Origin of the sequence: Streptococcus sp. CL6.22 (genome assembly GCF_049738055.1) — a bacterium.
In the GTDB taxonomy this organism is placed as follows: domain Bacteria; phylum Bacillota; class Bacilli; order Lactobacillales; family Streptococcaceae; genus Streptococcus; species Streptococcus mitis_DJ.
Genome location: NZ_JBKOTV010000012.1, coordinates 39,612 through 59,949, shown reverse-complemented (window position 1 = coordinate 59,949; position 20,338 = coordinate 39,612). Strand labels below are relative to the sequence as shown.

17 protein-coding genes and 1 other annotated feature are annotated in these 20,338 nt (G+C 39.6%); of the genes, 15 read left to right on the top strand and 2 right to left on the bottom strand.

The annotated features are described in order from the left end of the window. Nucleotides 1-11 precede the first annotated feature (11 nt). The 14 genes from ftsW (at nucleotide 12) to ACLNCW_RS07275 (ending at nucleotide 14,930) form a co-directional block, all read left to right on the top strand. Nucleotides 12-1,235, top strand: a complete 1,224-nt coding sequence (gene ftsW / locus ACLNCW_RS07340) for a cell division peptidoglycan polymerase FtsW (RefSeq protein WP_203180642.1) — start codon at nucleotides 12-14, stop codon at nucleotides 1,233-1,235. A 24-nt stretch (nucleotides 1,236-1,259) separates the two neighbouring features. Continuing rightward, nucleotides 1,260-3,956 (top strand): phosphoenolpyruvate carboxylase, encoded by a 2,697-nt coding sequence (ppc, locus tag ACLNCW_RS07335; protein WP_261010870.1) that lies wholly within the window; start codon nucleotides 1,260-1,262, stop codon nucleotides 3,954-3,956. A 96-nt stretch (nucleotides 3,957-4,052) separates the two neighbouring features. Further along, nucleotides 4,053-4,270, top strand: a binding site (T-box leader). A 113-nt stretch (nucleotides 4,271-4,383) separates the two neighbouring features. Beyond that, a complete protein-coding gene (trpX, locus tag ACLNCW_RS07330) occupies nucleotides 4,384-5,379 on the top strand; it encodes a tryptophan ABC transporter substrate-binding protein (RefSeq protein WP_004259575.1) in 996 nt (331 codons plus the stop codon). Between the two features lie 75 nt (nucleotides 5,380-5,454). Then, nucleotides 5,455-6,321, top strand: a complete 867-nt coding sequence (locus tag ACLNCW_RS07325; RefSeq protein WP_004254625.1) for an ABC transporter permease — start codon at nucleotides 5,455-5,457, stop codon at nucleotides 6,319-6,321. After that, nucleotides 6,318-7,076 carry an ABC transporter ATP-binding protein gene (locus ACLNCW_RS07320; protein WP_410011465.1) on the top strand — a complete coding sequence of 253 codons (759 nt, stop codon included), beginning with the start codon at nucleotides 6,318-6,320 and terminating at the stop codon, nucleotides 7,074-7,076. The genes ACLNCW_RS07325 and ACLNCW_RS07320 overlap by 4 nt, the downstream gene beginning before the upstream one ends. Before the next feature lie 196 nt (nucleotides 7,077-7,272). Further along, the gene (dnaG, locus tag ACLNCW_RS07315) at nucleotides 7,273-9,033 is read left to right on the top strand and encodes a DNA primase (RefSeq protein ID WP_424845782.1); all 1,761 of its coding nucleotides are present in this window, start codon (nucleotides 7,273-7,275) and stop codon (nucleotides 9,031-9,033) included. A gap of 2 nt (nucleotides 9,034-9,035) precedes the next feature. Beyond that, on the top strand, nucleotides 9,036-10,145 hold the full coding sequence (gene rpoD, locus ACLNCW_RS07310; RefSeq protein WP_000201903.1) for an RNA polymerase sigma factor RpoD: 1,110 nt from the start codon (nucleotides 9,036-9,038) through the stop codon (nucleotides 10,143-10,145). 14 nt (nucleotides 10,146-10,159) lie between these two features. Then, nucleotides 10,160-10,489, top strand: coding sequence for a metal-sulfur cluster assembly factor (locus ACLNCW_RS07305; RefSeq protein ID WP_000331925.1), 330 nt, complete (start codon nucleotides 10,160-10,162; stop codon nucleotides 10,487-10,489). Nucleotides 10,490-10,604: 115 nt separating this feature from the next. Further along, entirely contained in the window at nucleotides 10,605-11,648 is a 1,044-nt protein-coding gene (gene cpoA, locus ACLNCW_RS07300; protein WP_424845780.1) for an alpha-galactosylglucosyldiacylglycerol synthase, read from the top strand. Nucleotides 11,649-11,663: 15 nt separating this feature from the next. After that, a complete protein-coding gene (locus tag ACLNCW_RS07295; RefSeq protein WP_424845778.1) occupies nucleotides 11,664-12,989 on the top strand; it encodes a glycosyltransferase family 4 protein in 1,326 nt (441 codons plus the stop codon). Between the two features lie 14 nt (nucleotides 12,990-13,003). Then, nucleotides 13,004-13,195, top strand: coding sequence for a PspC domain-containing protein (locus ACLNCW_RS07290; protein ID WP_424845776.1), 192 nt, complete (start codon nucleotides 13,004-13,006; stop codon nucleotides 13,193-13,195). Between the two features lie 58 nt (nucleotides 13,196-13,253). After that, nucleotides 13,254-13,388: a DUF4044 domain-containing protein gene (locus ACLNCW_RS07285; protein ID WP_000863852.1), complete on the top strand. Its 135-nt coding sequence runs from the start codon at nucleotides 13,254-13,256 to the stop codon at nucleotides 13,386-13,388. A 63-nt stretch (nucleotides 13,389-13,451) separates the two neighbouring features. After that, on the top strand, nucleotides 13,452-14,762 hold the full coding sequence (gene obgE, locus ACLNCW_RS07280) for a GTPase ObgE (RefSeq protein ID WP_000061642.1): 1,311 nt from the start codon (nucleotides 13,452-13,454) through the stop codon (nucleotides 14,760-14,762). A gap of 9 nt (nucleotides 14,763-14,771) precedes the next feature. Further along, the gene (locus ACLNCW_RS07275) at nucleotides 14,772-14,930 is read left to right on the top strand and encodes a hypothetical protein (protein WP_001808548.1); all 159 of its coding nucleotides are present in this window, start codon (nucleotides 14,772-14,774) and stop codon (nucleotides 14,928-14,930) included. 43 nt (nucleotides 14,931-14,973) lie between these two features. Here the strand turns inward: ACLNCW_RS07275 and ACLNCW_RS07270 are convergent, their stop codons facing one another. Both ACLNCW_RS07270 and ACLNCW_RS07265 read right to left on the bottom strand, forming a co-directional pair. Continuing rightward, entirely contained in the window at nucleotides 14,974-15,444 is a 471-nt protein-coding gene (locus ACLNCW_RS07270; RefSeq protein ID WP_001043026.1) for an arginine repressor, read from the bottom strand. Nucleotides 15,445-15,910: 466 nt separating this feature from the next. Further along, nucleotides 15,911-18,193 carry a Xaa-Pro dipeptidyl-peptidase gene (locus tag ACLNCW_RS07265; protein WP_424845771.1) on the bottom strand — a complete coding sequence of 761 codons (2,283 nt, stop codon included), beginning with the start codon at nucleotides 18,191-18,193 and terminating at the stop codon, nucleotides 15,911-15,913. A gap of 233 nt (nucleotides 18,194-18,426) precedes the next feature. On the opposite strand from ACLNCW_RS07265, the gene ACLNCW_RS07260 reads away from it, so the two are divergent. Further along, a complete protein-coding gene (locus tag ACLNCW_RS07260) occupies nucleotides 18,427-20,316 on the top strand; it encodes a YSIRK-type signal peptide-containing protein (protein WP_424845769.1) in 1,890 nt (629 codons plus the stop codon). Nucleotides 20,317-20,338 lie beyond the last annotated feature (22 nt).

Genomic DNA, 20,338 nt, shown 5'->3' with positions numbered 1-20,338 from the left:
TTGGTGATACTATGAAGATTAGTAAGAGGCACCTGTTAAACTATTCTATTCTAGTTCCTTACTTGCTTTTATCTATTTTGGGCTTGATTGTAGTTTATTCTACAACCAGTGCCATTCTTATCGAAGAAGGTAAAAGTGCCCTCCAATTGGTTCGAAGTCAGGGAATGTTTTGGATACTGAGTTTAATATTGATTGCCTTGATATATAAGCTGAAATTGAATTTTTTAAGAAAAGAACGACTCTTATTTATTGTTATGTTTGTTGAGCTGATTCTTTTGGCTCTGGCTCGCTTAATTGGTACGCCAGTCAATGGGGCCTATGGTTGGATTTCAGTAGGACCTTTGACCATTCAGCCAGCTGAGTATTTGAAGATTATCATCGTCTGGTATTTGGCCCAACGTTTTTCAAAACAACAGGATGAAATTGGTATTTACGATTTTCAAGTTTTAACTCAAAATCAATGGATTCCTCGTGCTTTTAATGATTGGCGCTTCGTCCTACTAGTAATGATAGGAAGTTTGGCTATTTTCCCAGATTTGGGGAATGCTACCATCCTAGTTCTTGTCGCCTTGATTATGTATACAGTTAGTGGAATTGCTCATCGTTGGTTTATAGTCTTTATCGGTGTATTATTTGGAGTTTCAGCCCTATCCTTATCAGCTATCTCTATGATCGGGGTTGATAAGTTTTCAAAAGTTCCAGTATTTGGTTACGTTGCTAAGCGTTTCAGTGCCTACTTTAATCCCTTTGCCGATTTGGCAGGGTCAGGCCACCAACTTGCAAATTCCTACTTTGCCATGGTAAATGGTGGGTGGTTTGGTCTAGGCTTAGGAAATTCAATAGAAAAACGTGGTTATTTACCAGAGGCCCATACAGACTTTGTATTTTCAATTGTTATTGAAGAGTTTGGATTTGTGGGAGCCAGCTTGATTTTAGCACTTGTCTTTTTCCTAATTTTGCGAATTATCCTAGTAGGAATTCGTGCTAAGAATCCCTTTAATTCTATGATGGCGATTGGGGTTGGGGGGATGATGTTGGTACAGGTCTTTGTCAATATCGGTGGAATTTCTGGTATTATTCCCTCGACAGGAGTAACCTTCCCCTTCTTATCGCAAGGAGGGAACAGTCTCCTAGTCTTGTCTGTAGCCATCGCCTTTGTCTTAAATATTGATGCAAGTGAAAAACGTGCCCAATTATATGAGGAGTTAGAAGCTCACTCATCAAACTATATGTAGAGCTGAGAGTGGAAAGGATTACCTATGTCTCTTCAAAAATTAGAAAACTATAGTAATAAAGCTGTTATACAAGAAGAAGTATTGATTTTAACAGAATTGTTAGAAGATATTACTAAAAACATGCTTGCCCCAGAGACTTTTGAAAAAATCATACAGTTGAAGGAATTGTCAACTCAAGAAGATTATCAAGGTTTGAATCAATTAGTTACCAGTTTGACAAATGATGAAATGGCTTATATTTCACGCTATTTCTCTATCTTGCCTCTTTTGATTAATATTTCAGAAGACGTGGATTTGGCCTATGAAATCAACCATCAAAATAATATCGATCAAGATTATCTTGGTAAATTATCAGCAACGATCAAAATGGTTGCAGAAAAAGAAAATGCGGTTGAAATTCTAGAACACTTGAATGTTGTCCCTGTTTTGACAGCCCATCCAACACAAGTGCAACGTAAGAGTATGTTGGATTTGACCAACCATATCCATACCCTTTTGCGTAAGTACCGTGATGTGAAATTAGGTTTGATTAATAAGGAAAAATGGCATAATGATCTCCGTCGTTATATTGAGATTATCATGCAGACAGACATGATTCGTGAAAAGAAATTGAAAGTGACCAATGAAATCACGAATGTTATGGAATACTACAATAGTTCATTCCTGAAGGCAGTTCCTCATTTGACTGCTGAGTACAAGCGTCTGGCTAAAAAACACGGCTTGGACTTGAAACATCCTAAACCAATTACCATGGGAATGTGGATTGGTGGAGACCGTGATGGGAATCCTTTTGTTACAGCAGATACCTTGAAACAATCTGCTATGACCCAGTGTGAAGTCATCATGAATTACTATGATGAAAAGATTTACCAACTTTATCGTGAGTTCTCTCTCTCAACTAGTATTGTCAATGTGAGCAAGCAAGTCAGAGAAATGGCTCGTCAGTCTAAGGATAACTCGATTTATCGTGAAAAAGAGCTTTACCGCCGTGCCTTGTTTGATATTCAATCAAAAATCCAAGCAACAAAAACCTATCTGATTGAGGATAAGGAAGTTGGGGCTCGCTACGAAACGGCCAATGATTTTTATAAGGATTTAATTACCATTCGTGATTCCCTCATGGAAAATAAGGGTGAAGCACTGATTTCTGGTGATTTTGTTGAATTGATTCAGGCAGTTGAAATTTTTGGTTTCTATTTGGCATCTATTGACATGCGTCAAGATTCTAGTGTTCACGAAGCCTGTGTAGCTGAACTCTTGAAATCAGCGGGTATTCATTCTCATTATAGCGAACTAAGTGAAGAAGAAAAATGCCAGCTTCTCTTGAAAGAATTAGAGGAAGATCCACGTATTCTTTCTGCCACTCATGTTGAAAAATCAGAGTTACTCGAAAAAGAATTGGCTATTTTCAAGGCTGCTCGTAAGTTGAAAGATAAGTTGGGTGATGACGTTATTCGCCAGACAATTATTTCACATGCAACTAGCGTATCTGACATGTTGGAATTGGCTATCTTGCTAAAAGAAGTAGGGTTAGTTGATAAAGAAAGAGCTCGTGTCCAAATCGTTCCTCTCTTTGAAACAATTGAGGACTTGGACCACTCAGAAGAAACCATGAGAGAATATCTTTCACTTCCTCTTGCCAAGAAATGGATTGCTTCACGTAATAACTACCAAGAAATCATGCTTGGTTACTCTGATAGTAATAAAGATGGTGGCTATCTATCATCATGTTGGACCCTCTACAAGGCTCAACAACAATTGACTGCTATTGGAGATGAATTTGGCGTTAAGGTTACCTTCTTCCACGGCCGTGGTGGGACTGTCGGTCGTGGTGGTGGACCAACCTATGAAGCCATCACCTCTCAACCTCTCAAGTCCATTAAGGATCGTATCCGCTTGACGGAGCAGGGTGAAGTAATTGGCAATAAATATGGTAACAAAGACGCAGCTTACTATAACCTTGAAATGTTGGTTTCGGCGGCCATTAACCGTATGATTACTCAGAAGAAGAGCGATACCAACACCTCAAATCGTTACGAAGCTATTATGGACCAAGTGGTGGACCGTAGTTACGATATCTACCGTGATTTGGTCTTTGGTAATGATCATTTCTATGATTATTTCTTCGAGTCAAGTCCAATCAAGGCTATTTCAAGCTTTAATATTGGTTCTCGTCCAGCCGCTCGTAAGACTATTACTGAAATCGGTGGTTTGCGAGCTATCCCTTGGGTATTCTCATGGTCGCAAAGTCGCGTCATGTTCCCTGGATGGTATGGAGTTGGTTCAAGCTTCAAGGAATTTATCGATAAAAATCCAGAGAATATTGCTATCTTACGAGATATGTACCAAAATTGGCCTTTCTTCCAATCGCTTCTTTCAAATGTCGACATGGTCTTGTCAAAATCAAATATGAATATTGCTTTTGAATATGCCAAACTGTGTGAGGATGAAGAAGTAAAAGCAATCTATGAGACTATTCTAAATGAATGGCAAGTCACCAAGGAAGTCATCTTGGCTATCGAAGGTTACGATGAACTCTTGGCTGAAAATCCATATCTAAAAGCAAGTTTGGATTATCGTATGCCTTACTTTAATATTCTCAACTATATCCAGTTGGAGTTGATTAAACGTCAACGCCGAGGAGAATTATCAAGCGATCAAGAAAAATTAATCCATACAACCATCAACGGAATTGCGACAGGATTGCGTAATTCGGGCTGATGTCTTTCAAACTTCCTCTTTTCTATAGGGGAAGTTTTTGAATCTTTCAAAAAAATGCTAAAAGAGTCTTGACAAGTAGTTGAAAAATGATATAATTTAACCATTCAGAAAAGTAATCATTCAAACTTTTTAGAGAGTCTGTGGTAGCTGAAAACAGATAAGTGGTGATGATGAAAATTGGGCTGAATGTTATTTAGAATTTGAAATCATAAAAATTCGGTGAGCACACCTTATAGTGCATCTCGTTATTGCGAGACAGAGTGATAGGGAAATTTCCTATAATTGAGGTGGTACCGCGCATCGACGTCCTCACACAAGTTTTTTGTGTGAGGACTTTTTTTGATGGAGGTTAGTATGGAAAGAAAACGATGGCGTCGCTTGTTCAGATAAGTGAAGTAGTTTAAAGGAATTAAAAAGGAGAAATAGAATGAAAAATAAACGTTTAATTGGAATTATCGCTGCATTAGCAGTCTTAGTAGCAGGAAGCTTGATTTACTCTTCAATGAATAAACCAGAAGCTAAGAATGAAAAGAAAGTTGCCAAAGTTGGTGTCCTTCAGTTTGTGAGCCATCCATCTCTTGACTTGATTTATAAAGGGATTCAAGATGGACTTGCAGAAGAAGGTTATAAAGATGACCAGTTGAAGATTGACTTTATGAACTCAGAAGGTGACCAAAGTAAGGTTGCGACAATGAGTAAACAATTGGTTGCAAACGGTAATGACTTGGTAGTTGGTATCGCAACACCAGCTGCTCAAGGTCTGGCTAGTGCAACAAAAGACCTACCTGTTATCATGGCTGCTATTACAGACCCAATCGGTGCGAACTTGGTTAAAGATTTGAAAAAACCAGGTGGCAATATTACAGGGGTATCTGACCACAATCCAGCTCAACAACAAGTTGAACTCATCAAGGCTCTGACACCAAATGTGAAAACTATCGGAGCTCTTTACTCAAGCAGCGAAGACAATTCAAAAACACAGGTAGAAGAATTTAAGGCTTATGCTGAAAAAGCAGGTTTGACAGTAGAAACATTTGCAGTTCCTTCAACAAATGAAATTGCTTCAACAGTTAACGTTATGACTAGCAAGGTTGATGCTATCTGGGTTCCAATTGATAACACTATTGCTTCAGCCTTCTCAACTGTTGTATCAAGCAACCAATCAGCTAAAAAACCAATCTACCCAAGTGCAACTGCCATGGTAGAAGCAGGTGGTTTGGCATCCGTTGTAGTTGACCAACATGATCTTGGTGTGGCAACTGGCAAAATGATTGCTCAAGTTTTGAAAGGTGCAAAACCAGCTGATACACCAGTCAATGTCTTTTCAACTGGTAAATCAGTTATCAATAAAAAATTGGCACAAGAGTTAGGTATTACTATTCCTGAGTCTGTTCTCAAAGAAGCAGGACAAGTGATTGAATAATCTAAAATGGAGGAGTTGGGGACATCTCCTCCAATTTTTTACAATAGAAATCATATAGAAAAGGTTAAGAAACAGATGATATTATCTATTATTTCTCAAGGATTTGTCTGGGCTATTTTAGGTCTGGGAATCTTTATGACATTTAGGATTTTAAACTTTCCAGATATGACAACAGAAGGTTCCTTCCCTCTTGGGGGAGCTGTTGCTGTCACTCTGATAACCAAAGGTGTAAATCCCTTTTTAGCGACACTTGTTGCTGTAGGAGCAGGTTGTTTGGCTGGAATGGCAGCAGGTCTTCTTTATACAAAAGGGAAGATTCCAACCTTGCTCTCAGGGATTTTGGTGATGACTTCCTGTCACTCTATCATGCTCTTGATTATGGGACGTGCAAATTTAGGATTGCTTGGAACCAAGCAAATCCAGGATGTTTTGCCTTTTGATTCAGATTTGAACCAACTCTTGACAGGTCTCATCTTTGTCAGTCTTGTTATTGCTCTCATGCTCTTTTTCTTGGATACCAAACTCGGACAAGCCTATATTGCTACAGGTGACAATCCTGATATGGCTAGAAGTTTCGGGATTCATACTGGACGCATGGAGCTCATGGGCTTGGTCTTATCAAATGGTGTGATTGCCCTTGCAGGGGCTCTTATTGCCCAGCAAGAAGGCTATGCCGATGTATCTCGAGGAATCGGGGTGATCGTTGTGGGGCTTGCAAGTTTGATTATTGGAGAAGTTATCTTCAAGAGTTTGAGCTTGGCAGAACGTCTGATTACCATCGTTGTAGGTTCTATCGCCTATCAATTTTTAGTGTGGGCAGTTATTGCGCTTGGCTTTAATACAAGTTACCTTCGTTTGTACAGTGCCGTGATTTTAGCAGTCTGCCTCATGATTCCAACATTTAAGCAAACAATCTTGAAAGGAGCCAAATTAAGCAAATGACAGCAATTGTAGAATTAAAAAATGCAACCAAAGTCGTTAAAAATGGCTTTGATGAAGAAAAGATTATTTTAAATGATGTTTCCTTAGAAATTTTTGAACAGGATTTCATCACGATTTTAGGTGGAAATGGAGCTGGGAAATCAACCCTCTTTAACACTATTGCAGGAACTTTGTCATTAACCAGTGGAACCATCCGTATTTTGGGTGAAGATGTTACCAAGTTTTCGCCAGAAAAGCGAGCTAAGTATCTGTCTCGAGTCTTCCAAGATCCCAAGATGGGGACAGCTCCTCGTATGACGGTCGCTGAAAATCTTTTGATTGCCAAGTTTCGTGGTGAAAAGCGTGGACTGTTTCCGAGACGTCTGGCTAGCTATAAGGATGAGTTTCAGGCAACTATTGAAAAAGTGGGAAACGGTCTTGAGAAACACTTGAATACACCAATTGAGTTCTTATCTGGTGGACAAAGACAGGCTTTGAGTCTCTTGATGGCAACCTTGAAGCGTCCAGAATTACTCTTGTTAGACGAGCATACTGCAGCCCTTGATCCAAAGACCAGTGTCGCACTCATGGAGTTGACAGATGAATTTGTCAAGAAAGATCAGCTGACAGCGCTTATGATTACCCACCATATGGAAGATGCTCTCAAATATGGCAATCGCTTGATTGTCATGAAAGAAGGTCGTATAATTCAAGACCTTAATAATGAAGAAAAAGCCAAAATGAAAATCTCAGACTACTATCAATTATTTGAATAGATGAACTTTATTTTCATCAAAAAATAGAGAAGAAAAACTTAGAAGCATTAAAATGTTTCTGAGTTTTTTAACTTTCTTTTCTATTTAGAAAAATAAGGCAAAGATAATTACGGAAAGCGTATGAAATGGTTTACTTTTTTTCAGAAATAAGCTATACTAGTTTACGTGAAACTATGATAACATGGAGGTATTGTGTATGGTTGACAAACAAGTCATTGAAGAAATCAAAAACAATGCCAACATTGTGGAAGTCATAGGAGATGTGATTTCTTTACAAAAGGCAGGACGGAACTATCTAGGGCTCTGTCCTTTTCATGGTGAAAAAACACCTTCTTTCAACGTTGTTGAGGATAAGCAGTTTTACCACTGTTTTGGTTGTGGTCGCTCAGGTGATGTCTTTAAATTCATCGAGGAGTATCAAGGAGTTCCCTTTATGGAGGCTGTCCAAATCTTAGGTCAGCGTGTCGGGATAGAGGTGGAAAAACCGCTTTATAGTGAACAGAAGCCAGCTTCACCCCACCAAGCTCTTTATGATATGCACGAAGATGCTGCCAAATTTTATCATGCTATTCTCATGACAACGACCATGGGGGAGGAGGCCAGAAACTACCTTTATCAGCGTGGTTTGACAGATGAAGTGCTTAAACATTTTCGGATTGGTTTGGCACCTCCAGAACGCAACTATCTGTATCAACGTTTGTCTGGCCAGTATCGTGAAGAGGATTTTTTGGATTCGGGACTGTTTTATCTATCGGAGGCTAATCAATTTGTAGATACCTTTCACAATCGCATTATGTTTCCTCTGACAAATGACCAGGGAAAGGTCATTGCCTTCTCAGGTCGTATCTGGCAGAAAACGGATTCACAAACTTCTAAGTATAAAAATAGCCGATCGACTGCAATTTTTAACAAAAGTTACGAATTATATCATATGGATAGGGCAAAAAAATCTTCTGGCAAAACCAGTGAGATTTACCTGATGGAAGGATTCATGGATGTCATTGCAGCCTATCGGGCTGGAATCGAAAACGCTGTGGCGTCCATGGGAACAGCCTTGAGCCGTGAGCATGTTGAGCATCTGAAAAGGTTAACCAAGAAGTTGGTTCTGGTATACGATGGCGATAAGGCTGGGCAAGCTGCGACATTGAAAGCACTGGATGAAATTGGTGATATACCTGTGCAAATTGTCAGCATGCCTGATAACTTGGATCCAGATGAGTATCTACAAAAAAATGGTCCAGAAGACTTGGCCTATCTATTAACGAAAACTCGTATTAGTCCGATTGAGTTTTACATTCACCAGTACAAACCTGAAAATAGTGAAAATTTGCAGGCTCAGATTGAGTTTATTGAAAAAATAGCTCCCTTGATTGTTCAAGAAAAATCTATTACTGCTCAAAACAGCTATATACATATTTTAGCTGACAGTCTGGCGTCCTTTGATTATGCCCAGATTGAGCAGATTGTTAATGAGAGTCGTCAGGCACAAAGGCAGAATCGCATGGAAGGTATTTCCAGACCGACGTCAATCACTATGCCTGTCACCAAGCAGTTATCAGCTATTATGAGAGCAGAAGCTCATCTACTTTATCGAATGATGGAATCTCCTCTTGTTTTGAACGATTACCGTTTAAGGGAAGACTTTGCATTTGACACACCTGAATTTCAGGTCTTATATGACTTGCTTGGCCAGTATGGAAATCTTCCTCCGGAAGTTTTAGCAGAACAGACAGATGAAGTTGAAAGAGCTTGGTACCAAGTCTTAGCTCAGGATTTGCCTGCTGAGATGTCACCTCAGGAACTTAGTGAAGTAGAAATGACTCGAAACAAGGCTCTCTTGAATCAGGACAATATGAGAATCAAAAAGAAGGTGCAGGAAGCGAGCCATGTAGGAGATACAGACACAGCCCTAGAAGAATTGGAACGTTTAATTTCCCAAAAGAGAAGAATGGAGTAATAATGGCAACAAAACAAAAAGAAGTAACAACATTTGATGTACAAGTAGCAGAATTTATCCGTAATCATAAACAAAAAGGGACAGCAACTGATGATGAAATTAATGCAAGTCTGGTGATTCCTTTTACCTTGGATGCTGATGGGATTGAAGATCTCTTGCAACGAATTCAGGATGCAGGGATTTCTATCACAGATAACGAAGGAAATCCAAGTGCGCGTGTTCTTAGCACTGAAGAAGAGCCAGAACTCAGTGATGAGGACTTGATTGGTTCAACTTCGGCTAAGGTTAATGACCCTGTCCGTATGTACTTGAAAGAAATCGGGGTCGTACCTCTCTTGACCAATGAAGAGGAAAAAGAATTGGCGCTTGCTGTTGAAGCTGGTGATATCGAAGCCAAACAACGTCTTGCGGAAGCCAACCTTCGTTTGGTTGTTTCTATTGCTAAACGCTATGTTGGTCGTGGTATGCAGTTCCTTGACTTGATTCAAGAAGGAAATATGGGCTTGATGAAGGCGGTTGACAAGTTTGATTATTCTAAAGGGTTCAAGTTTTCAACTTACGCAACTTGGTGGATTCGTCAGGCTATCACTCGTGCTATTGCGGATCAAGCTCGTACCATCCGTATCCCAGTTCACATGGTTGAAACCATCAATAAATTGGTTCGTGAACAGCGTAACCTCCTTCAAGAATTGGGACAAGATCCAACACCAGAACAAATCGCTGAACGTATGGATATGACCCCTGACAAGGTTCGTGAAATCTTGAAGATTGCCCAAGAGCCAGTATCGCTTGAAACACCAATCGGTGAAGAGGATGATAGCCACCTTGGGGACTTTATCGAAGATGAAGTGATTGAAAATCCAGTGGACTACACAACTCGTATCGTCTTGCGTGAGCAGCTGGATGAGGTCTTGGATACTCTTACAGACCGTGAAGAAAACGTCTTGCGTCTACGTTTTGGACTAGATGATGGTAAAATGCGGACCCTTGAAGATGTAGGTAAAGTCTTTAATGTAACCCGTGAGCGTATCCGTCAGATTGAAGCCAAGGCTTTGAGAAAACTTCGTCAACCAAGTCGCAGCAAACCGCTTCGTGATTTTATTGAAGACTAATAGTGAGGAAAAATATGGCTTATACAGAAGAGCAAATTGAAAATATCAAAACAAGAATTTTATCAGCCTTGGAAGAAGTCATCGACCCTGAGTTGGGAATCGATATTGTCAACCTTGGTTTAATCTATGAGATTCGTTTTGACGGTGACACAGGTCAAACAGAGATTGATATGACTTTGACAACCATGGGTTGTCCCCTAGCAGACCTTTTGACGGACCAGATTTATGATGCTATGACAGAGGTACCAGAAGTAACGGATACTGAGGTTAAATTAGTCTGGTATCCAGCCTGGACAGTTGAAAAAATGAGTCGCTATGCACGCATTGCCCTAGGCATTAAGTAAACATACAATAGCATGTGAGAGATTATTGGAAAAGCGAGGAAATTTCCCCCTCTTTTCCTCTAGTCTCTCCTTTCTTTTGCTGATTTTATTCAAAGAAAATGATATAATAGTAGTTATGGAAAAAAAGAAATTACGCATCAATATGTTGAGTTCAAGTGAGAAAGTAGCAGGGCAGGGAGTCTCAGGTGCTTACCGTGAATTAGTTCGTCTTCTTCACCGTGATGCCAAGGATCAATTGATTGTTACAGAAAATCTTCCAATCGAGGCAGATGTGACTCACTTTCATACAATTGATTTACCCTATTATTTATCAACCTTCCAAAAGAAACGCTCAGGGAGAAAAATTGGCTACGTGCATTTCTTACCTGATACACTTGAGGGGAGTTTGAAAATTCCATTTTTCTTAAAGGGAATTGTTAAGCGCTATGTATTTTCTTTTTACAACCGGATGGAGCACCTGGTTGTGGTTAATCCTATGTTTATCGAGGATTTGGTGGCAGCTGGTATTCCACGTGAAAAAGTGACCTATATTCCTAACTTTGTCAATAAGGAAAAATGGCATCCTCTTCCACAAGAAGAGGTAGCAAGACTGCGTACGGAGATAGGTCTTAGTGACAATCAGTTTATCGTAGTAGGTGCTGGTCAAGTTCAGAAACGCAAAGGTATTGACGATTTTATCCGTCTGGCTGAGGAATTGCCCCAAATTACCTTTATCTGGGCAGGTGGTTTCTCTTTTGGTGGTATGACAGATGGTTATGAACGTTACAAGAAAATCATGGAGAATCCCCCTAAAAATTTGATTTTTCCAGGTATTGTATCGCCAGAGCGGATGCGCGAATTGTATGCCCTAGCGAATCTTTTCTTGTTGCCTAGTTATAATGAGCTCTTTCCGATGACGATTTTAGAGGCTGCCAGTTGTGAAGCTCCGATTATGTTGCGTGATTTAGATCTTTATAAGGTAATTTTGGAGGGAGATTATCGGGCTACAGCAGATAGAGAAGAGATGAAAGAAGCTATTCTGGAATATCAAGCGAATCCTGCTGCTTTAAAAGATTTGAAAGAAAAAGCTAAGAATATTTCTAGAGAGTATTCTGAAGAGCATCTGTTACAAATCTGGTTGGACTTTTATGAGAAACAAGCCGCTTTAGGGAGAAAGTAAAAAGTGAGGTAATCTATGCGAATTGGTTTATTTACAGATACCTATTTTCCTCAGGTTTCAGGTGTTGCGACCAGTATTCGAACCTTGAAAACCGAACTTGAAAAGCAGGGACATGCTGTTTTTATCTTTACAACGACAGATAAGGATGTCAATCGTTATGAAGATTGGCAAATTATCCGCATTCCAAGTGTTCCTTTCTTTGCTTTTAAAGATCGTCGCTTTGCCTATCGAGGTTTCAGCAAGGCGCTTGAAATTGCTAAACAATATCAACTAGATATTATCCATACTCAGACAGAATTTTCTCTTGGCTTGTTGGGGATTTGGATTGCGCGTGAATTGAAGATTCCAGTCATCCATACCTATCACACCCAATACGAAGACTACGTGCATTATATTGCTAAAGGGATGTTGATTCGTCCTAGTATGGTCAAGTATCTGGTCAGAGGTTTCCTGCATGATGTGGATGGGGTTATTTGTCCGAGTGAGATTGTTCGTGACTTGCTATCTGACTATAAAGTCAAGGTTGAAAAGCGGGTCATTCCTACTGGGATTGAATTAGCCAAGTTTGAGCGTCCAGAAATCAAGCAAGAAAATCTAAAAGAACTACGTAGTAAATTAGGGATTCAAGATGATGAAAAGATGTTGCTTAGTCTTTCCAGAATTTCCTATGAAAAAAATATTCAGGCAGTACTAGTAGCCTTTGCAGAAGTTCTGAAAGAAGAAGACAAGGTCAAACTGGTGGTAGCTGGGGATGGTCCTTATCTGGATGACCTCAAAGAGCAAGCCAAGAAACTAGAGATTCAAGACTACGTCATCTTTACAGGCATGATTGCTCCTAGTGAGACCGCTCTTTACTATAAGGCGGCGGATTTCTTCATCTCGGCATCGACGAGTGAAACGCAAGGTTTGACATACTTGGAAAGCTTAGCCAGTGGAACACCTGTCATTGCTCACGGAAATCCTTATCTGGACAATCTTATCAGTGATAAAATGTTTGGAACCTTGTACTATGGGGAACATGATTTGGCCGGAGCTATTTTGGAAGCCCTGATTGCAACACCAGACATGAATGAGCATACTTTATCAGAGAAGTTGTACGAGATTTCAGCTGAAAACTTTGGGAAACGAGTGCATGAGTTTTATCTGGATGCCATTATTTCAAATAACTTCCAGAAAGATTTAGCAAAAGATGATACGGTCAGCCAGCGTATCTTTAAGACAGTTTTGTATTTACCGCAACAGGTGGTTGCTGTGCCTGTAAAAGGCTCTAGACGAATGCTGAGGGCTTCAAAAACACAGTTAATCAGCATCAGAGATTATTGGAGAGACCATGAAGAATAGAAAGAGGAATAGCTATGAAAAAACAATTGATGAGAAGTGGTAGTAATCAAAAAATTGCTGGAGTATGTGCTGGGGTCGCAAATTATTTTGATATGGATCCTACTATTGTTCGTGTAATATGGGGTGTTCTTGCATTTTGTTATGGGGCAGGAATTGTAGCTTATATCATTTTATGGATTATTGCGCCGGTAGCAAGTGACTATTGAAAACTAGCTGAATTCATGCTAAGATAATAGAAAATAGAATGTAACGAAGGAGAAAAAAATGGCATTTGGAGATAATGGAAAACGTAAAAAAACGATGTTTGAGAAATTAACCTTGCTTATCGTACTTATCATGTTAGTAGCAAGTATTTTGGGTATTTTTGCAACTGCAATTGGTGCCCTCAGTAATCTATAAAATAGATTCAAGAAAATTTTGTGACTGGGATTTCCCAGCCCTTTTTTAAAGTGAGAAGAAAAAATGAGTATGTTTTTAGATACAGCCAAGATCAAGGTCAAGGCTGGTAATGGTGGCGATGGTATGGTTGCCTTTCGCCGTGAAAAATATGTCCCTAATGGCGGTCCTTGGGGTGGTGACGGTGGTCGAGGAGGCAATGTAGTCTTCGTTGTAGACGAAGGACTACGTACTTTGATGGATTTTCGCTACAATCGTCATTTCAAGGCTGATTCTGGTGAGAAAGGAATGACCAAAGGGATGCATGGTCGTGGTGCTGAGGATCTTAGAGTTCGAGTACCACAAGGAACGACTGTGCGTGATGCCGAGACTGGCAAGGTCTTGACAGATTTGATTGAACATGGGCAGGAATTTATTGTAGCCCACGGTGGTCGTGGTGGTCGTGGAAATATCCGCTTTGCGACACCAAAAAATCCTGCACCTGAAATCTCTGAAAATGGAGAACCAGGTCAGGAACGTGAGTTACAATTGGAACTAAAAATCTTGGCTGATGTTGGTTTAGTAGGCTTCCCCTCTGTTGGGAAATCAACACTTTTAAGTGTTATCACCTCAGCTAAGCCTAAAATTGGTGCCTACCACTTTACGACAATTGTGCCAAATCTAGGAATGGTTCGTACCCAATCAGGTGAATCCTTTGCAGTAGCTGATTTACCAGGTTTGATTGAAGGTGCTAGTCAAGGTGTTGGTTTGGGAACTCAGTTCCTCCGTCACATTGAGCGTACACGTGTCATCCTTCACATCATTGATATGTCAGCTAGCGAAGGGCGTGATCCATATGAGGATTATCTTGCCATCAATAAAGAGCTGGAATCATACAATCTCCGTCTCATGGAGCGTCCACAGATTATTGTAGCCAATAAGATGGATATGCCTGAGAGTCAGGAAAATCTTGAAGAATTCAAGAAAAAATTAGCTGAAAACTATGATGAATTTGAAGAGTTACCAGCTATCTTCCCAATATCTGGTTTGACCAAGCAAGGTTTGGCTACGCTTTTGGATGCTACAGCTGAATTGTTAGACAAGACACCAGAATTCTTGCTCTACGACGAGTCAGATATGGAAGAAGAAGCCTACTATGGATTTGACGAGGAAGAAAAAGCCTTTGAAATTAGTCGTGATGACGATGCAACATGGGTACTTTCTGGTGAAAAACTGATGAAACTCTTTAATATGACCAACTTTGATCGTGACGAATCAGTCATGAAATTTGCTCGCCAGCTTCGTGGTATGGGGGTTGATGAAGCCCTTCGTGCGCGTGGTGCTAAAGATGGTGACTTGGTCCGAATTGGTAAATTTGAGTTTGAATTTGTAGACTAGGAGATTGATATGGGAGATAAACCGATATCTTTCCGAGATGCGGATGGCAATTTTGTTTCTGCCGCAGACGTTTGGAATGAAAAGAAATTGGAAGAACTATTTAATCGTCTCAATCCAAATCGTGCCCTGAGATTGGCACGAACTAAAAAAGAAAATCCATCTCAGTAAAGAATATAACAAAATTCCGTGCCACATCAGACACGGAATTTTGTTATTCTTCAAAGAAAAATGGTGGAGCGAATTTTTTCAATTCTTCAAAGCATTTTTGAGCAGCTTCTGCATCTTCGCAGATGACGAGACAGACATCATCGCCACAGAGGGTAGCGATAGCGTCAGGGAAGCTCAAAGCATCAATGATAGAACCAAAGGATTGAGCAAGTCCAGGAAGGGTTTTTAGCAGGACTTGATGTTGAACTGGGCGCATCAAGACAAGAGCATCTTCCATGTAAATTTCGAGACGTTTCTCCCATTTTGAGATAGAACCTGTATTGAGTACGTAGTAAGAGTTGTCTTCTTCTCGTACTTTTGAAAGGTTCATGCTTTTAATATCTCTCGAAAGTGTAGCTTGTGTAACTTGAATGTCGTTATCAGCAAGAAGAGCTTGTAGCTCAGCTTGGGTATGAATCTTGTTTTTCGTTACAAGAGCTCGTATGAGTTGGTGTCGGTGTTCAGATTTATTCATAAAATGTTACTCCTTGTACTAGGTACAGAAAGCGTGGACTGAACGATATCGTCAGTCAGGTGGTAAGCGGTATTGTCACGTATGATGATTTCAAAGTCAGTAGTATAGGACTAAATGGAGAAAATCCCACTCTTTTAACTTGTCACTAGTTGAGTGTAGATGAATTGGGTATCTATCCGTTTATCTACATTGGTGTCCTCTACTAACAGTAAATCATTCAATTAGGGTAGCCTTTTGTCACGACTTATTGTGAATTTATGATTAATGTTAATTCACAAAGATTTTTCAACATGTGGTGTGGTAGCGAGTATTATTAATGAGTACACATGTTGGTTAGGGTTTTAGTATCTTTTGTCAAAGCTTCCGTGTAGACCTATCATAAGCCTATATCGGGATTGCATTTGATACCAAGTTTATGTTTGTTTCAACTGTTTAAGTGGAAATCTTCCATATTGAAAGTCTGATATCATACCTTTTGACAAGGTAAGAGAAGTGTAGACTGTTCAAGATCGACAGTCAGGTGGTAGTCAGTATTGTCACGGATGGTGATTTCAAAGTCAGTAGTATAGAGGACTAAACGAAGAGTATCTCCTTCTTTTAACTTGTAAATAGTTGGTTGCAGTTCAAACTGGATATCCATCCATTCATCTGCCTTAATATCCTCTACTAACAGTAAATCATTTCTATTTTGCAAATTGAGGTAGCCTTTTGTCACGACGCGATGTGCATTTTCACGAAAAGGCAATTCGTTAAGATTTTCCAACATGTGGTAGCGACCGTTGTCAATGGTTCTAGCACTTAAAACAGCTGGATAAGGTTGTAGGTATTTCTTTTGTTCAAGTTCCAGTAGTTGGGCTGATAAGAGCCCCTTATTGCTACTGGATTTAATACGAAGATTGAGCTGAGCGCGACCGTTCAGGTGGAGATCCTTGGTTACAGGAAGGTCAATAGTAATTTGATTAGCTTTTCCTTGATAGAGCTCTGTATTGAAGGTCTGGTAGGTCTTACCATAACGCTCAAAATCCTCATCTGAGTACTGGTTTTGAATGACTTGCTCTTCTTGACCAAGTGAGAAGGTTTCGAAGTTATCTTGCTCACCGAAATTATCAAGTGATAACCAAGTCTGAGGAGCGGTATTATCCTGCCAGATAACAGTCGGAAGTTGAAAATCTGTATCTTGCCCCAATAATTTTTTAGTCAATAAGGCGTTCATAGATTCACGGAAGTCAATGGATTGCCAGTTGTTCATATAAACATGGGCACCATTATGGAAAAAGAGATGCTTATTGATATGAGATGGAAGAGCATGGAACATCTGGTAAACATGAAGTGGTTTGACATTCCAATCCTGAGAACCATGAGTAAAGACAACCTCCGCCTTTACCTTATCAGCATTGAGCAGATAATTGCGGTCATGCCAAAACTGATTATAGTCACCAGATTTGCGATCTAACTGTTCTTTTACTTTTTCTAAGTCAGCTTGGTGAGCCTCATTACCACGGATATAGTCGCCGGCCAAGAGATTACGAGAATAGGTTAACTCAGCAAGGGAGTCAAAGTCCTCACCTGGATAGCCACCTGGGCTAGTTACCAGACCGTTTTCACGGTAGTAGTTGTACCACGAAGAAATACCAGCCTCGGCAATAATAACCTCTAAACCATCTACACCTGTAGTCGCAAGACCATTGGACATGGTACCTAGATAAGAAAGTCCAGTTGTGGCTACTTTTCCGTTTGACCAGTCAGCCTTGACTTGACGCTGGCGCGTGTGGTCAGTAAAGGCACGGCAACGACCATTAAGCCAATCGATGACATTTTTATAAGCCTCGATTTGCTGGTAGTCTCCATTAGTCATGAAACCTGTGGAGTCTTTGGTACCAACACCTGAGACATAGAGATTAGCAAAACCTCGTGGAAGGAAGTAGTCGTTGAGAGTATAGCTAGCGTTGATGTGCGTTAGCTTTTCCTCAGCTTCTGACACAAGCTCAGCTTGATCTTGGGGTTGGACGAGATTTAGTTGAGGTTCCTCTAGCTCAATCTTGTGAGCAGGTTTAACCTCGAGATTGCCCTCCATCTTGTAAAGAGCTTTATCGCTGGCTTTATCATTTGTTCCCTGATGATAGGGACTGGCAGTCATGATAGCAGGAATTTGGCCGTCATAACGAGGACGAATAATGCTGACCTTGACTAGGTCTGGTAGACCTTTTTGGTCAGTATCGACACGAGACTCAACGTAAACGACTTCGCGAATGGCATCATGGCTAGAAAAGGTAGCCAAACTCTTGCCGTTAAAGTAGTGATAGTCATTATCCTCAGGAATAAGACCATCACTGACAAGTTGGTCGATAAGAGTGTTCCCCTTTTTGGTGCGAGTATTGAGTAACTGATAGAGATTTTCAATCAAGTCACCATATACAATAGGAAATCCAGACTCTTTACGAAAAACATCACTGTCTTCAAAGTCAACCAAATAAGAAAAACCTAAAAGTTGAAAGGCTACAGTATAGAAAATATCTGCAGTCAACTCTTTATCTGATTGAAAAAATGTCAGTAAGTCAGTTTCTTTATCAACTGCTAAACTGGATAGAGGATAGGTGCTATCTTTAAAATTAAAAAAGAAACGAATGAGAAACGCTTCAAGCATTTTTTTATTTGTGATGTTGACTGGTAAATCAAATCCATACTTTTTTAATTCAAAGATAATTGTATCTCTAGGTAGCGCTAAATAGCTGAATTGATTAAAACGCATAAAACCTCCAGTAAAATTATACTTTAATTTATTATATCAAAAAAGCAAAAAAAATACCAAGATAAAGTCAAAAACAAAATAGTATATAAATATAAATAATATCAAAAAACGATTAATATATATATATATATATATAATTATTTCTTTCTTGAACTGATAGCGTTTTTGTGATAAAATATATACTATATAATTGTAATTCGAAATTACATAAAAAAATGTGGAAAGTGAACATTATGTATAAATCAAAAAGACAAAAAAATAAATCTTTTGATTGGTATGGCTTGAGCCAACGTTTCTCTATTCGTAAGTATCATTTTGGTGCTGCGAGTGTGCTGTTGGGGACAGCCTTGATTTTGGGTGCTGCCCAAACGACTGCCAAAGCAGAAGAAACAGCTACTGAAAATAAAACAGAAGCTGTGGCATCTGCTCCAAAAGATGATAAGGTAAGTGAGAATGTCGCAAATGAGACGGCACCAGCTCTTTCTGCTACGACAGAAGCGGCTGTAGTAGAAAAGCCGGCCTTGAGTGATGAGGAAGTTGCAAAATTAGCTGCTGAAGCATCTAAGAAAGATGAAAAAGTAGCTGAGACAGCTACAACTGAAAAAACAGAAGCAGCTGACAAAGAAAAAGCAACACTAACTGCTCCTTCGACTGACAAAAAAGCTGATAAAGCAGTTGATGAAAAAGCTGATAAAAAGGATGAAAAGAAAGCAGAAAACCCAATTACTGCTACTAAAACTGTCCTTGAACAGTTGACATCTGAAGCAGAAGTATTGAACACAACTGCCTCAAACTTTGCGGATAAAAAGGCAGAAGATAAAGCTGGAAAAGAAGCAATCGCAACTGCAGTAGCTTCAGCTAAGGTCCAAATCGAAGCTTCTAAGAAAGCTCTTGCGGCAGGAGAAATCACTAAGGAAGAATTGGATGCCCAACTCCAACGTATCTCATCAGCTATCGAAGCAGTTTATGCTGAGATGAAACGTGCAGGACACGTAGGTAAAGTAGAAGCAGTGTTGGCAGGTAAAACTACTACCAATACAGCAATCGTAGCTCCTACAACTAAGACTCCAGTAAAAAATATTAATGATTTAACAGAAGAAGAGATAGCTGCGGTTAAACGTGAAATCATGAATGCCAACCCAAGCATTACGGATCCTTCTATGATTGAAGTAGAGAAGAAAGGAAACGGAACTGCAGGTGGAGCAACTGTTACAATAAATGGTGTTAAAACTAATATTCCTTCTGGAGATACTGTTGTTGGTACTGCGGGTACAAAAAACTTAGAGCAACTTAAAAATAATATTAACTGGTTCGACTTTGCAGCAGCATCTATTACCTACTCTAATGGTACTGTAGTAGGGCCTGCAAGAAAATTAGCGCAACCTATTACTAAAACTATCACATATCCAAATGGTGATGTTGTAACAGGTAAAATCACAATGGTTCGTGATGTTACCTATGCTGATGGTTCAAAAGGCTTAACGACTGATGATAAATTCTTAAATTCAGGAACTGCAAAATATGTCGAACATTTATACTACACGGGTGGAGCTCAAAATGATCATGAAATTTATGAAGCTTTACAAGAAGGTATGAAGTTCAATGTTAAAACGAAGGTTGAAGGCTATGCTTTAACAGCCACAGTTATAAAACTAGGTTCGAAAAATGTAGAGTCTGATCCAAATAAAACACCAGCAGGACCAGTGAATGCTGTACGTGATTATGGTGATTGGGGTTCGGAAAAACAATTAGCAAAAGCACAGGCTGAAGACAAAAGATTCAAAGCAAATGCTACTAAGAACAAAACAACGTTGGCTAATAATCCAACAGTTTCCGTAAATGGTGTAGCATTAACGCTACCAGAATACCCAACAGAAACATTTGCCAATACAGATGCCTACTATTCAAAAGCAGCTGCTTACCATGCAGCGGTAAAAGCTTATAATGACGCTATTGAAACTCAAAAGTTATCTGCAACAAAATTGTCAGAAACTGGGTTCACTTATATTAATGTGAATGGTAAGGCTGTACCATCAGGATCAGCTAATCTTTATAAAAAAATTGGTAACGAAAGAAAAGCGGATGTACTTATAACAGCTCAAGATACTCAATGGTCATACTAAAGAAAAGCTGGGCTTCCAACAA

Bases quoted from the DNA above. Each gene is read 5' to 3' on its own strand.
- ftsW (WP_203180642.1), top strand. From the start codon at position 12: ATGAAGATTAGTAAGAGGCACCTGTTAAACTATTCTATTCTAGTTCCT.
- ppc (WP_261010870.1), top strand. From the start codon at position 1,260: ATGTCTCTTCAAAAATTAGAAAACTATAGTAATAAAGCTGTTATACAA.
- trpX (WP_004259575.1), top strand. From the start codon at position 4,384: ATGAAAAATAAACGTTTAATTGGAATTATCGCTGCATTAGCAGTCTTA.
- ACLNCW_RS07325 (WP_004254625.1), top strand. From the start codon at position 5,455: ATGATATTATCTATTATTTCTCAAGGATTTGTCTGGGCTATTTTAGGT.
- ACLNCW_RS07320 (WP_410011465.1), top strand. From the start codon at position 6,318: ATGACAGCAATTGTAGAATTAAAAAATGCAACCAAAGTCGTTAAAAAT.
- dnaG (WP_424845782.1), top strand. From the start codon at position 7,273: ATGGTTGACAAACAAGTCATTGAAGAAATCAAAAACAATGCCAACATT.
- rpoD (WP_000201903.1), top strand. From the start codon at position 9,036: ATGGCAACAAAACAAAAAGAAGTAACAACATTTGATGTACAAGTAGCA.
- ACLNCW_RS07305 (WP_000331925.1), top strand. From the start codon at position 10,160: ATGGCTTATACAGAAGAGCAAATTGAAAATATCAAAACAAGAATTTTA.
- cpoA (WP_424845780.1), top strand. From the start codon at position 10,605: ATGGAAAAAAAGAAATTACGCATCAATATGTTGAGTTCAAGTGAGAAA.
- ACLNCW_RS07295 (WP_424845778.1), top strand. From the start codon at position 11,664: ATGCGAATTGGTTTATTTACAGATACCTATTTTCCTCAGGTTTCAGGT.
- ACLNCW_RS07290 (WP_424845776.1), top strand. From the start codon at position 13,004: ATGAAAAAACAATTGATGAGAAGTGGTAGTAATCAAAAAATTGCTGGA.
- ACLNCW_RS07285 (WP_000863852.1), top strand. From the start codon at position 13,254: ATGGCATTTGGAGATAATGGAAAACGTAAAAAAACGATGTTTGAGAAA.
- obgE (WP_000061642.1), top strand. From the start codon at position 13,452: ATGAGTATGTTTTTAGATACAGCCAAGATCAAGGTCAAGGCTGGTAAT.
- ACLNCW_RS07275 (WP_001808548.1), top strand. From the start codon at position 14,772: ATGGGAGATAAACCGATATCTTTCCGAGATGCGGATGGCAATTTTGTT.
- ACLNCW_RS07270 (WP_001043026.1), bottom strand. From the start codon at position 15,444: ATGAATAAATCTGAACACCGACACCAACTCATACGAGCTCTTGTAACG.
- ACLNCW_RS07265 (WP_424845771.1), bottom strand. From the start codon at position 18,193: ATGCGTTTTAATCAATTCAGCTATTTAGCGCTACCTAGAGATACAATT.
- ACLNCW_RS07260 (WP_424845769.1), top strand. From the start codon at position 18,427: ATGTATAAATCAAAAAGACAAAAAAATAAATCTTTTGATTGGTATGGC.